The following is a 12,169-nucleotide window of genomic DNA, read 5'->3' on the forward strand; positions in this document are numbered from 1 at the left end:
ATGAATCAGCCTTTGCAGCGTGTGCTGTATGTTGAGGATGAGCCGGATATTCAAGCGGTGGCTAAGCTGGCGCTTGAAACCGTCGGTGGTTTGGAAGTGCGCGTCTCAAGCAATGGTGATGAAGCGCTGCAAGTGGCCCCCACCTTTGCCGCTGACTTATTACTGTTGGATGTGATGATGCCCGGGATGGACGGCCCAACAACCTTGGCACGTTTGCGTGAAATGCCCGCTTTCAGCAAAACGCCTGCCGTGTTCATGACGGCTAAAGTTCAGCCCTCTGAAGTGGCGCACTTGAAGTCACTCGGTGCGCTAGAAGTGATTGCCAAGCCCTTCGATCCGATGACCCTGGCTGATACCTTGAAAAAACTCTTCGCGAGCGCACAGCAATGACCGATGAAGACGCTAAAAAAGCGTTTATGCAAAACCAGTTAGCGCAGTTGCGCGCAGATTTCGTCAAACGTTTGCCTGAGCGTATGCGTTTGATTGAGTTGGGCTGGAAGGGGTTGGTCGCACAATGGGAAGTGCAGCCCTTAGCCGATTTGCATCGTGAGATTCATACCCTAATCGGTACCAGTGGCACCTTTGAGTTACACGAATTATCACGCAGTGCCCGCGCCTTTGAGCGGGTACTTAAACTCCAGATGGAGTTTGAAGAGGCTCCCTCACCAGAAATGCTCAGCACATTGCATAAATCCTTAGGGCAAGTGCTGGTTATTGCGCGGCAAACGATTGAAGCCGCTGGGGATAACGAGGTGCCAGAGCAGCTGCCAGAAGTGGGTAAAGCCAATCTGGCCGAGCTGGAGCGTGTGCGCACACCCTTGGTGTTTTTGGTCGAAGATGAGCGCGTTCATGCCGAGTTGTTAGCCGCGCAGCTACGCCAATTCGGTTACGACGTCGTGGTGTTTCTACAGTTGGCCGCCATGCTGCAGGAGGCCGCCAAGCGCAGGCCGCATGTGGTCATGCTGGATATCATTTTGCCCAACTGCAGCGAAGAGCAGGTCTTTTCGATTGCCCGGCAGGTTATCGCCCAACAAATCCCTGTGGTGGCGATCTCCGCCCTGACAGACTTCGATACCCGCCTAAAGGCCGCGCGTGCCGGCATTATTGGCTATCAAACCAAGCCGGTGGATTTATTAAGCTTGGTCAAACGGCTCGATAAATTAACTAACCGCGTGCCTGAGGCACCGTATCGGGTACTGCTGATTGATGATCAGCGTGCGGTCGCGACCTACCATGGCGCGGTGTTAGAGCAGGCAGGCATGCGTGTGCGCACCCTGATGAATCCTTTGGAAGTGATGGAAGTACTGAACGAGTTCAGTCCTGATGTGATCGTCAGCGACGTGTACATGCCCGGTGCCAGCGGCCTAGAGCTGGCAGCGGTGCTGCGCCAGCAAGAGCTGTACGACCATATCCCCATCGTGTTCTTGTCGGGCGAGCAAGATATGGACAAGCAAGTCAGTGCCCTAGGCATTGGCGCCGATGACTTCTTGGTTAAACCCATCGTCCCCGATCGTTTTATTTCTGCGATTACCGCCCGCGCACAGCGTGCCCGCACTTTAAGTGCGGTGATGACTCACGACGGTTTGACCGGCTTGCTGAACCACAAAAACATCAAGGCCGCGGTGGATAAAGAGTTTGCGCGCAGCTCCCGTGGCGGTGACCCGGTGGTCGTAGGTTTGATCGACGTGGATCACTTTAAGCACGTCAACGACACCCACGGGCACCCAACCGGCGACCGTGTGTTACGCGGTTTGGCGCACTTGATGAAACAGCGCTTACGCGCCACCGATTATCTGGGGCGTTATGGCGGCGAAGAGTTTCTTATCGTACTGCCGGATACCCCGCTAGAGGCCGCAGAAAAAGTGTTTAACCAGCTGCGCGAGGCCTTTGCGAGTTTGTTGTACCAAAGCGAACAGGGTGAGTTTTCCTCATCGTTTAGTGCCGGTTTAGCGCGCGCAATCGACTTCCCTGATCCTAGCAGCTTGCTAAAAGCCGCGGATGAGGCTCTGTACGAGGCTAAACAAGGCGGACGCAATCAGGTGCGTATTGCGCTTGAAAGCCAAGTTAAGCAAGCCAGCGAAGAGTGATGTCGCCTAACCCGGTGGGCAGGCGAGGTTACTTATTTGCTGCGGGCACTGCTCACGCCCGCTAGGGTGGCGAACGAGGTGTCTTTGGCAGTGAGCAAAAAATCCCGCATAAACGGTGCGTCGAGCATGTCCTCGCGTAAGCCGGCATACAAGGTGGCAAATAAACCTTGGCTGCCAAGCTTGCGCGTGGTGATGTAGCCGCGCTCGCTGTATTCCGCCAATGCCCAGTTAGGCAGGCAGCTAACCCCACGCCCTGAGGCCACCAGTTGCAACATCATCACGGTCAATTCGGCCGTGCGTACCGCCGCAGGCTCCATCTCGGCAGGCTCCAGAAAGTGCTTAAAGATATCCAATCGCTCACGTTCGACGGGGTAGCTGATCAGCGTCTCGCTTTGTAAGTCGCTGGGCTCAATGTGGCTTTTACGCGCCAACGGGTGCTGGTTGGCTACCGCGAGCAGGGCTTCGTAGGTGAACAGCGGTACATAAGTGATGCCGGGCAGCTCTTGTGGGTCGCTGGTGACCACCAAATCTAAGTCGCCACGGGCGAGCGCGGGGAGTGGCGCAAAGGCAAAGCCTGAGGCGAGATCGAGTTCAACTTCCGGCCATGTGTCACGAAACTGATCGATGGTCGGCATCAGCCATTGAAAGCAGCTGTGGCATTCAATCGCCATGTGCAAGCGGCCGGCTGTGCCACCAGCGAGCCGGCTTAAATCGCGCTCGGCACTGCGTAATAACGGCAGTAGCTCATCACTTAACCGCAGCAACCGCAGGCCGGCACTGGTAAAGCGCACGGGTTTGGTTTTGCGCACAAACAGGCTTTGGCCGACTTTCTCTTCAAGGTCTTTGATTTGGTGCGATAGCGCCGATTGGGTGAGGTGCAGCCGTTCGGCGGCCTCGACCAAGCTGTCTGTTTCGCGCAGCGCATGCAGCGTTCTGAGGTGACGAATTTCCAGCATAAGGCTCACTATTAGTTTTACTAAAGATCATTCTGAGAATATTGAGTTTGTCTCATGTTGCCTGCGCTGTCGAGAATAGCCGCCATTGCAGACAAGGAGCGCAACATGACACACGCACATTCGTTAGGTTTTCCCCGCATTGGTCGCGACCGTGAATTAAAGAAAGCGCTGGAGGCCTTCTGGCAAGGCAAGTTGACTGAGCAAGGCTTGCAAGAGGTGGGGCATCAACTGCGCGCCGAGCATTGGCAGATACAGGCCGAGCAAGGTCTAACCCTGTTGCCGGTGGGCGATTTCCATTGGTACGACCAAGTGTTAACCCACTCGCTGATGTTCAATGTGATCCCAGAGCGATTTGCCGGACAAGACGTTGATCTGGCCACCTTATTTAGCATGGCGCGTGGGGTTAGCCACAGCTGTTGTGGTGGTACGCAAGCGCAGGAAATGACCAAGTGGTTTGATACCAACTATCACTACTTGGTGCCTGAATTTGAGCCTGGCCAGCAGTTTCGCTTGAACTGGACGCAGTTATTTGACGAAGTCCGCGAAGCGCAAGACTTGGGGCATCAGGTCAAACCCGTGTTGATTGGCCCCTTAACCTACTTGTGGTTAGGCAAGGCCAAAGGCGAAAGCTTCGATCGTTTAGAGCTGCTGGATAACTTGCTGCCGGTATACGGTGAGATTCTTGAACGCTTAGCGGCGCAGGGCGTGACGTGGGTACAAATTGACGAGCCTATTTTGGCGCTGGATTTGCCTGCCCAGTGGAAGGCTGCGTTTGAGCGCGCCTACCACTTGTTACAAAGCTCGCCGTGTCAAAAGTTGCTGGCGACATACTTTGGTGCGCTGGACGATAACCTCGGCTTGGCCGTGAACCTGCCAGTGAACGGCTTGCACGTGGATGTGGTGCGTGCGCCCGAGCAGCTGGATGCGGTGTTAGATCGCCTGCCTAGTTATAAGGTGTTGTCGTTGGGTGTGGTCAACGGGCGCAACGTGTGGCGCTGCGATCTTGACCGCGCATTGGCGCAGTTGAGCAAAGCGCATGAGCGGTTTGGCAATAATCTGTGGGTGGCCCCTTCGTGCTCGTTATTACACAGCCCAGTGGATTTGACCCGCGAAGATAAGCTTGATGATGAGCTTTACAGTTGGTTAGCGTTCGCGGTGCAAAAGTGCGCTGAAGTTGCGCTGCTGGCCAAGGCTTTAGATAAACCAGACGACGCTGCGGTGCAGAAGTCATTGCGTGAAAGCCGCAGTGCTTTGGCGCGGCGTGCCGGTTCGCCACGCATCCATAAGCCTGAAGTAGCGGCTCGCTTAGCGGCGATTACCCCAGCCGATAGTCAGCGCGCACAGCCCTATACCGAGCGGGCGCTGGCGCAGCGTGCGCATTTGCAGCTGCCCTTGTTGCCGACCACCACCATTGGATCGTTTCCACAAACGCAAACCATCCGCCAAGCGCGGCAAGCCTTTAAAGCCGGCGAGCTCAGTGCTGAGCTGTATCAACAGGCGATGCATAACGAGATCGCCCATGCGGTTAAGGTGCAAGAAGAACTCGGGCTGGATGTCTTGGTGCACGGCGAAGCTGAGCGTAACGATATGGTCGAATACTTCGCCGAACTGATCGATGGCTACGCGTTTACCCGCTTTGGCTGGGTGCAAAGTTATGGTTCGCGCTGCGTGAAACCGCCGGTGATTGTCGGTGATTTGCATCGCCCGCAAGCGATGACCGTTGAGTGGATTCGCTACGCGCAAAGTCTGACCAATAAGCCGATGAAGGGCATGCTGACCGGGCCTGTGACCATGCTGGTGTGGTCGTTCCCGCGCGAAGATGTCAGTCGTGAGGTGCAGGCAAAACAACTCGCGTTGGCCCTGCGCGACGAGGTGGTCGAGCTGGAACAGGCTGGGATCAGTATCGTGCAAATTGACGAGGCGGCTTACCGTGAAGGCCTGCCGCTGCGTCGCGCACAGTGGCAAGCCTACTTGGATTGGGCCGGTGAGGCGTTTCGTCTGAGCGCCAGTGGTGTGCAGGCGCAAACGCAAATTCACACACACATGTGCTACAGCGAATTTAATGACGTGATTGAGTCCATTGCGGCTATGGATGCAGACGTCATCACCATTGAAACCTCGCGTTCGCACATGGAGTTACTCCAAGCTTTCCAAGGGTTTGCCTACCCCAATGAAATCGGTCCCGGTGTGTATGACATCCATTCGCCGCGAGTGCCGACCGTCGCGGAGATGGTCGAGCTGCTCGAGAAAGCCGCGCAGTTGATTCCCTTGCAGCGTTTGTGGGTCAACCCAGACTGCGGCTTAAAAACCCGCGCTTGGCCAGAAACAGAAGAAGCGCTGCGTAATATGTTGACCGCCACGCAACAGCTACGCGCGCGCAATGCTGTGGCAGCCTAAAGCGAGAACTGTGTGGCAAAGCAGGCAAGGGTGTTGAACTGTTCTGTTGTTAAGTCATCCAAGGTGATGCCTGCATGAAGCAGGTGTTGCCTTGAGAGGAACCGAACATGAATAAGTCGATGCTAATGGGTGTGGCCTTAGGTGCCTTGGGTGTTGCTGCGACCACGGCGATTGGCAGCTACGTAATCACACGCGCGCCCGAAGCGCCGGTTGCGGCAGAAGTCAGTGCACCTGAGCCCGCGCCCAAGCCCGCGTTTGCTGAGGTTTTGGCGGTGGAGCCGGTGAAGGAAACCAGCAAAACGCCGCGCCAAGTGTGCGAAAACGTGGTGGTAACTCGCCAAGCGCCGGTTAAAGATGAACACAAAATTGCCGGCACTGCCGTTGGCGCGGTGGTGGGAGGTTTGCTTGGTAATCAAGTCGGCGGCGGCAGCGGTAAGAAAATCGCCACCGTGGCTGGGGCCGTTGCCGGTGGTTATGCCGGCAACAAGGTGCAGGGCAACATGCAACAAAACGATACGCAGACCACCACCGAGCAGCGCTGCCATAGCGTGACCGACACGAGCGAGAAGGTCGTGGGGTATAACGTGAAATACCGTTATGACGGTGAGGAAAAAACCACCTACATGTCGCAGCGGCCCAGCTCAGATAAGTTGCCAGTGGTCGATGGCAAGGTGGTGCCACAGAGCTAAGCGTTAACGTTGAACTCTTGGCGGATGCGCTACTTGGCATCGCGCCAAGCGCAAAAAGCCCGCAGCACACTTCGTACTGCGGGCTTTTTCATGGCTTGCTTAGAAGCGAATACGCCCAGTGAAGGCGTCTTTCAGCATCACCCAGTCGCCCATAAAGCTGTACAGCGGGTACTTGAAGGTAGCTGGTTTGTTTTTCTCAAAGCCAAAATGGCCAACCCAAGCAAAGCCGTAGCCGGCCAAGGGAAGGGCGAATAGCCACATCCACGCTTGGTTGAGGATGGCGTAGGCCAGAATCGTCAGCACCAACAAGCTGCCCACGTAATGCAGGCGACGACAGACGTCGTTGCTGTGCTCTTGCAAGTAATACGGATAAAACTCAGCGAAGCTTGCAAACTCGCTCTGTTGGGTTGTTTTGCTCATGCTGCACCTCGGGAATTAAGCACGCTGATGAGATTAAGTTAAACCGCAAGCACAAGGCTGGCACTGACTTTGACGGCCAGTTTAAGATGGTGCTCCCGAGAGTCTGCACAATAATAATCATGCCTAACCGTACGACGTTATCGAGCTGGGCGCGCAGCATGGTCGCCGCGCTAGAGCTTGGCGGTGTTGATTGCCGCTTAATTTTTACTCAGCTGGGATTGGACTACGCCGCGCTGGATAACCCGGATGCGCGCTTTGCCCAAGATGACATGACGCGCCTTTGGCGCATGGCGGTTGAGCAAAGCGGCAACCCCGCCATTGGCTTGAACATGGCAGAAACCATTCGGCCGTCGGCGTTCAATGTGGTCGGCTATGCGTTGATGTCCAGCAGTAACTTGCTGGAGGGATTTCAGCGCATGGTGCGTTATCAGCGCATCATCGCCGAGGGCGCCGACTTGTCCTTGGTGATCCTGCCCGACTGCGTTGATTTGTGTTTGGCCATTCATGGCGACCAACTGCCACCGGCGCGACAGTCAGCCGAGGCGGGCATTGCGTTTTCCTTGGCGTTTTGCCGTTGGTTATCGGGCGGCGAGATTGAACCGCTAGAGGTGCGCTTGTGCGGCGAAGCCCCGGTGGATGTCAGTCCCTACATTAAGGTGTTCGGCTGCGCGCCCAAGTTTGCCCAGCCCGATTACGCGCTGCGCTTTAGTCGCGAGTCGCTGCAGCGCCCTTTGCCCAGTGCCAACGATACCTTGGCGCAACTGCATGACCATTACGCCGGCGAGTATTTGGCGCGCTTTGGCGATAGCCGCATGACTCACCAAGTCCGGCAGCTGTTGTGCCGCTTGTTGCCGCAGGGCGAACCCAAGCGGGATGACGTGGCGCAGCGCTTGAACGTGTCTAGTCGCACTCTGCAGCGCCGCCTGCAAGAGGAGGGCACAGGCTTCCAGCAGTTGTTGGATGAGTGCCGCAGGGGTTTGGCGTTGCAGTATCTAGCACAAGCCAATTTATCTTTGCTGGAGGTGGCTTATTTGCTGGGCTTTGCTGATCCGAGCAACTTTTTCCGTGCCTTCCGCCGCTGGTTCGCTATGACGCCAGGGGAATATCGCGAGCAAAAATCGACCCGCTAACGTGCTGGTTTTTCTTATTTATCAGTGCCGCCAAAAAGCCCGAGTGAGCGGCACAAACAAGGTCAGAATTTCGAGACGTCCTAGCAGCATACCCACGGTGAGCAGCCATTTGGCGCCATCCGGTAAGGAGGAAAAGTTGCCCGCAGGGCCAATAATCGGGCCAAGCCCAGGCCCTACGTTGCACACCGCTGTGGCGGCACCGGTGAGTGCCGTGACCCAATCTAAGCCAAACAATGCCAAGCCGAGGGCAATGATGCCGATGGTGATGGTGAAGAAGAATGAAAACGTCACCAGCGAGCGGATGATGTCCTCATCCAAGGTGTGGTGGTTGTATTGCTGAGACAGTACCGCGCGAGGGTGAATCATCAAGCGCAAGTTGGCTTTGAGTAAGACATACGCAACTTGGAAGCGGAAAACCTTTAATCCGCCGGCGGTTGAGCCCGAGCAGCCGCCGACAAAGGTTAGGTAGAAAAACACTAAAACGGCCAAGCCCCCCCACGTGGTGTAGTCGCCCAAGGCAAAGCCTGTGGTGGTGACCACGGAGGTGACATTGACCGCGACGATGCGCAGCGCATCCCACCAAGCGTGTTCACTGTGAGCGCTCAGCCATGTGCCGAGCAGTACCCAAGTGATTAGCAGAAAACTTAAAAAGCCGCGCACTTGCTGATCGCGCCAGAGCGCGCCAACGTTGCCGCGCGAGGCGGCGACCAGCAAGGTAAACGGCAAGCTGCCGAGAATCATCAACCACACCGCCACCCAATGCACGGCGGGCTGTTGCCAGTTCGCCAGTGATGAGTCGGAGGTGGAAAAACCGCCGGTAGAAATGCTGGCCATCGCATGATTGATCGCATCAAAAGGCTGCATGCCGGCCCACCAAAACGCTAAAAAACCGAGCAATGTGAGCAGGCTGTACAGCAGCAAAATGTATTTGGCGACCATGTGCGAGCGCGGCAGTACCTTGTCGCCCCAGTCAGATGATTCCGTCTGGAATAAGCGCATGCCGCCAATGCGCAACATAGGCAAAATCGCCACCGCCATGCCGATAAAGCCAATGCCGCCTAGCCAATGCAGTATGGAGCGCCAGATCAGCAGGCCAGAGGGCGCATTGTCTAAGCCCACTAAAATCGTTGAACCGGTGGTGGTGATGCCGGACATGGTTTCAAAGAAGGCGTCGGTGTAGCTGATTTCCTGAATGATCACCATGGGCAAGGCGGCAAACACGCAGACGGTAATCCAGCTCAGCGAAGTCAGTAGGTACATATCGCGGGGTCGCAATACGCCGCGTTGCCGATGACCAAAGCGCAGCAGTAGCACCGCGGCAAAAACGGTGATGGCGGCGGAGTGGGTGAAAGCACTGAGATGTTCAGGGTGTCGGTCGATGATCACGGTGAGCATCGGTACCAGCATGCTGGCCGCGAGCGCGATGAGAAACAGGCCTAAGATGTAACTAATGGTACGCAGGGATGCCAAAGGCATATGTCGCTCCAACAATGTCGCCGGTTAATGACGCCAGAAAGTGCCTGTTAGCAGCACCAACAAGGTAACAATCTCTAATCGCCCCAGCAGCATGCCGAGCGAGAGTAGCCACTTGGCTAGATCAGGCAGGCTGCCAAAATTGCCCGCCGGGCCAATGGTGTCACCAAGGCCAGGGCCGACGTTACACACCGCGGTGGCGGCACCAGTCAGGGCGGTGATGGGGTCGAGGCCCAGTAAGCTCAGCGCCAGTGCCAGCAGGCCAATGGTGATGGTGAAGAAAAACGAGAAGGCCAAAATGGAGCGCACGATGTCTTCATCCAGCACATGGCCGTTGTACTTCTGAATCAGCACCGCACGCGGGTGAACCATTTGCTTAAGGTTGCCGCGCAGCAGGGTCAGGGCGACCTGAAAACGGAAGATTTTTAAGCCGCCGGTGGTTGAGCCTGAGCAGCCGCCAATAAAGGCGATGTAGAAGAAGATCATGAAGGCAAAGCTGCCCCACAGGCTGTAATCGCCCACGGCATAGCCGGTGCCAGTGATGATGCTGGTGGAGTTAAACATCACCAAACGCAGCGCATCGAGAAATTGATGGTCACCGCTGTGCCATTGCCACAGGGTGAACACAAACCAGATGGCGAGCAATATCAGCAAAAAGCCACGGACTTGTTGGTCGCGCCACAGGGGGCGCCAACTGCCGCGAAACGCTGCCACGTACAACGTAAACGGCAAGCTTGCGAGCAACATGAAAGGAATGGCCACCCAGTGTGCGTTGTCACTGAACTTGCCCATGGAGTTGTCTGAGGTGGAGTAACCGCCGGTTGAAACAGTGGTTAGCGCATGGTTGATCGCATCAAACCAGCCCATGCCGGCAGCTAAATAGGCGGCAATACAAGAAAAGGTGAAGGTGAAATACACCAGCACAATGTATTTGGCCGCCATGTGGGAGCGCGGCATGACTTTGTCGCCCCAGTCAGATGACTCGGTCTGGAACAGGCGCATACCACCGACGCGCAGCAACGGTAAAATCGCCACCGCCATGCCGATAAAGCCGATGCCGCCAAGCCATTGCAGCAGCGAACGCCACAGCAGTAAGCCCGGTGACAGGTTGTCGAGGCCGCTCAGTACGGTAGAGCCGGTGGTGGTAATGCCGGACATGGTTTCAAAGAAGGCATCGGTGTAGCTCATGTGCTCGATAAACATCATCGGCAGAGCGCCAAAGGTGCACACCACAATCCAGCTGGCGCTGGTCAATAAGTACATGTCGCGTGGACGCAGCGTGGCGTTTTTAGGCCGCCCTTGGCCGACTAAAAAGCAGCCGGTGACCGCCGTGATCAGGCTGGCCCACAAAAAGGCATTTAAGTCTTGCGGTTGATTGAGCACCAACAAGCCGGCCATGGGGATCAGCATGGCGATGGCCAAGGTGATCAAGAAAACACCCAGAATGAAGCCGATAATGCGTAGGGTCGACAGTGACATTGAGTCGTCGTAAGGCGCGTGGCGAAAGGTCGCTCATTCTAACTGCGTGACCGCCGCTGTAAAGGATTTGCCGCACTACAGCGATCAATGCCCAGCGTGAAGGGCTGGGCATTGATCGTGAGCTTGCGGGCTGACTCAGGTGCAGGGCTTGCCGACGGTATTCAGGGCGCGCTTGAAGTACTGCAGTTGAAAGCCGCTGGCGTTGGCTTTGTTGCAGAGCTTGTTGTTGTACTTGCGGTATTCGGCCACAAACACCGCTTTACCTTGCGCGGTAAAAGCGTTGTAGGCATTGCACTCGTTATAGCGGTAGCAGCTTTCATTGAGGGCAAAATCAAAGTGATTGACCAAGTCGGGCACTAACTCCACGGCGTTTTTCAATGCGATGGCCAAGTTGCGTGCATGGGCGGCTGAGGCCAGCCAGCGGTTGAAATCCAGTTGATCGGCCTTGGTCAGGCCCAGGCCGTTACTGTTGCTGTACCCATCGACGTTATCCGGCTCAACGGCGTCGCAGCCTTTGCTCACGGCTAAATCCATGCGTTTGGCCAGCAGTGTGCGCACGGTGCTGTTACGGATATCGAGCCAGCGTTCGCCAGGCCAGCCGTCGAGGTTGTTGCCCAGCGCTTGCGTGGGGTATTGCGCGGCGTCGTCGCGCCAGTCTTCCCAGCTACCGGCACTGAAGTAGCACACCACAATGCGACCTTGCGCTTTGAGGTTGCCAATGGTGCTGCTAGGCGTGTCGTACAGATCAATATCGTAGACGTGACGATTGGGCATTTGCAGGTTGCCACTGAGCTGCCAGTGCCAGCTGGATGACGCAGGAATAGTGATCGGCGAGGCGGTGCAAGCACTGACCAGCAGCATGCCGAGCGCGATATGGATAGCGGTGAGGGGCTTGCTGAACCAGTGTTGGGTGAGACGGCGCATAGTTACCTCCGCAGATAGGGCTTGAGTCCACGAGTGGTGCCTGTTCGAGGCTAGCGCAGGGGGCTTCCTCTTCGCGTAAGTATCGCTAGAATCTGCAGTCGAGTTCACGAAAATGCATGATTTTTTGACGTCATTTTTAAGTCGGCTCGTTTTGGCGCTGTTCTGGCGGCCAAAAAACACTGGCAGCAATCAATATCAACCGTGATGAGTGGTCACTATGTCGGCGCAAAACCCGTGCATGTCTTGTGGTGCATGCTGTGCGTATTTTCGTGTGTCGTTTTATTGGGGGGAATGTCAGTCAGCCGGCGGTACTGTGCCGGATTCACAGGTGATTGCGGTTTCGCCGCATCTGGTGGCGATGTCGGGCACTGAGCAAAAACCTGCGCGCTGTGTGAACTTGATGGGGGATGTGGGGGGCTGTGTGCGCTGCAGTATCTATGAGCAGCGTTCGAGCACGTGTCGTGAGTTTGCCGCGTCGTGGGAGGACGGTAGCCATAACCCGTCGTGCGATCGGGCGCGGGCTGCTCACGGTTTGGCGCCGTTAGAACCGCTGGAGCCGCTGTGGCAACCACCACAGACGCCAGAAATGACGCCCGTGGTGGCTTAAGTCACCG

The 12,169-nt window shown here is 56.3% G+C and carries 11 protein-coding genes; 6 read left to right on the forward strand and 5 right to left on the reverse strand.

What is annotated here, in order from left to right:
• Positions 1-390 (forward strand): response regulator, encoded by a 390-nt coding sequence (locus MKI83_RS06975; protein ID WP_241584397.1) that lies wholly within the window; start codon positions 1-3, stop codon positions 388-390.
• Positions 387-2,087, forward strand: coding sequence for a diguanylate cyclase (locus MKI83_RS06980; RefSeq protein WP_241584400.1), 1,701 nt, complete (start codon positions 387-389; stop codon positions 2,085-2,087). Before MKI83_RS06975 ends, MKI83_RS06980 begins: the two co-directional genes overlap by 4 nt.
• A gap of 32 nt (positions 2,088-2,119) precedes the next feature.
• On the opposite strand, the gene metR is transcribed toward MKI83_RS06980, so the two are convergent.
• Positions 2,120-3,043 carry a transcriptional regulator MetR gene (gene metR / locus MKI83_RS06985; RefSeq protein WP_241584402.1) on the reverse strand — a complete coding sequence of 308 codons (924 nt, stop codon included), beginning with the start codon at positions 3,041-3,043 and terminating at the stop codon, positions 2,120-2,122.
• A 105-nt stretch (positions 3,044-3,148) separates the two neighbouring features.
• Between metR and metE the strand changes: the two genes are divergently transcribed.
• On the forward strand, positions 3,149-5,440 hold the full coding sequence (metE, locus tag MKI83_RS06990) for a 5-methyltetrahydropteroyltriglutamate--homocysteine S-methyltransferase (RefSeq protein WP_241584404.1): 2,292 nt from the start codon (positions 3,149-3,151) through the stop codon (positions 5,438-5,440).
• A 107-nt stretch (positions 5,441-5,547) separates the two neighbouring features.
• A complete protein-coding gene (locus tag MKI83_RS06995; protein WP_241584406.1) occupies positions 5,548-6,129 on the forward strand; it encodes a glycine zipper 2TM domain-containing protein in 582 nt (193 codons plus the stop codon).
• 99 nt (positions 6,130-6,228) lie between these two features.
• Here the strand turns inward: MKI83_RS06995 and MKI83_RS07000 are convergent, their stop codons facing one another.
• On the reverse strand, positions 6,229-6,549 hold the full coding sequence (locus tag MKI83_RS07000; protein ID WP_241584408.1) for an Mpo1-like protein: 321 nt from the start codon (positions 6,547-6,549) through the stop codon (positions 6,229-6,231).
• A 119-nt stretch (positions 6,550-6,668) separates the two neighbouring features.
• Here MKI83_RS07000 and MKI83_RS07005 point away from each other — a divergent pair, with 119 nt between their 5' ends.
• Positions 6,669-7,679 carry an AraC family transcriptional regulator gene (locus MKI83_RS07005; RefSeq protein ID WP_241584411.1) on the forward strand — a complete coding sequence of 337 codons (1,011 nt, stop codon included), beginning with the start codon at positions 6,669-6,671 and terminating at the stop codon, positions 7,677-7,679.
• Between the two features lie 21 nt (positions 7,680-7,700).
• Here MKI83_RS07005 and MKI83_RS07010 read toward each other — a convergent pair whose 3' ends face one another.
• The 3 genes from MKI83_RS07010 to MKI83_RS07020 all read right to left on the reverse strand — a co-directional run bounded on the left by MKI83_RS07010 (position 7,701) and on the right by MKI83_RS07020 (position 11,555).
• The gene (locus tag MKI83_RS07010; RefSeq protein ID WP_241584413.1) at positions 7,701-9,155 is read right to left on the reverse strand and encodes a TrkH family potassium uptake protein; all 1,455 of its coding nucleotides are present in this window, start codon (positions 9,153-9,155) and stop codon (positions 7,701-7,703) included.
• 24 nt (positions 9,156-9,179) lie between these two features.
• Complete coding sequence (locus tag MKI83_RS07015; protein ID WP_241584414.1) at positions 9,180-10,631, reverse strand: TrkH family potassium uptake protein; 1,452 nt, start codon at positions 10,629-10,631, stop codon at positions 9,180-9,182.
• 135 nt (positions 10,632-10,766) lie between these two features.
• Complete coding sequence (locus MKI83_RS07020; protein WP_241584415.1) at positions 10,767-11,555, reverse strand: endo alpha-1,4 polygalactosaminidase; 789 nt, start codon at positions 11,553-11,555, stop codon at positions 10,767-10,769.
• Positions 11,556-11,772: 217 nt separating this feature from the next.
• Between MKI83_RS07020 and MKI83_RS07025 the strand changes: the two genes are divergently transcribed.
• On the forward strand, positions 11,773-12,162 hold the full coding sequence (locus tag MKI83_RS07025; protein WP_241584416.1) for a YkgJ family cysteine cluster protein: 390 nt from the start codon (positions 11,773-11,775) through the stop codon (positions 12,160-12,162).
• Positions 12,163-12,169: the final 7 nt, after the last annotated feature.

This window comes from Atopomonas sediminilitoris, from assembly GCF_022601735.1.
GTDB lineage: Bacteria > Pseudomonadota > Gammaproteobacteria > Pseudomonadales > Pseudomonadaceae > Atopomonas > Atopomonas sediminilitoris.

Coding starts and splice junctions, on each gene's coding strand:
- MKI83_RS06975 (WP_241584397.1), top strand. CDS start 1: ATGAATCAGCCTTTGCAGCGTGTGCTGTATGTTGAGGATGAGCCGGAT.
- MKI83_RS06980 (WP_241584400.1), top strand. CDS start 387: ATGACCGATGAAGACGCTAAAAAAGCGTTTATGCAAAACCAGTTAGCG.
- metR (WP_241584402.1), bottom strand. CDS start 3,043: ATGCTGGAAATTCGTCACCTCAGAACGCTGCATGCGCTGCGCGAAACA.
- metE (WP_241584404.1), top strand. CDS start 3,149: ATGACACACGCACATTCGTTAGGTTTTCCCCGCATTGGTCGCGACCGT.
- MKI83_RS06995 (WP_241584406.1), top strand. CDS start 5,548: ATGAATAAGTCGATGCTAATGGGTGTGGCCTTAGGTGCCTTGGGTGTT.
- MKI83_RS07000 (WP_241584408.1), bottom strand. CDS start 6,549: ATGAGCAAAACAACCCAACAGAGCGAGTTTGCAAGCTTCGCTGAGTTT.
- MKI83_RS07005 (WP_241584411.1), top strand. CDS start 6,669: ATGCCTAACCGTACGACGTTATCGAGCTGGGCGCGCAGCATGGTCGCC.
- MKI83_RS07010 (WP_241584413.1), bottom strand. CDS start 9,155: ATGCCTTTGGCATCCCTGCGTACCATTAGTTACATCTTAGGCCTGTTT.
- MKI83_RS07015 (WP_241584414.1), bottom strand. CDS start 10,631: ATGTCACTGTCGACCCTACGCATTATCGGCTTCATTCTGGGTGTTTTC.
- MKI83_RS07020 (WP_241584415.1), bottom strand. CDS start 11,555: ATGCGCCGTCTCACCCAACACTGGTTCAGCAAGCCCCTCACCGCTATC.
- MKI83_RS07025 (WP_241584416.1), top strand. CDS start 11,773: ATGTCGGCGCAAAACCCGTGCATGTCTTGTGGTGCATGCTGTGCGTAT.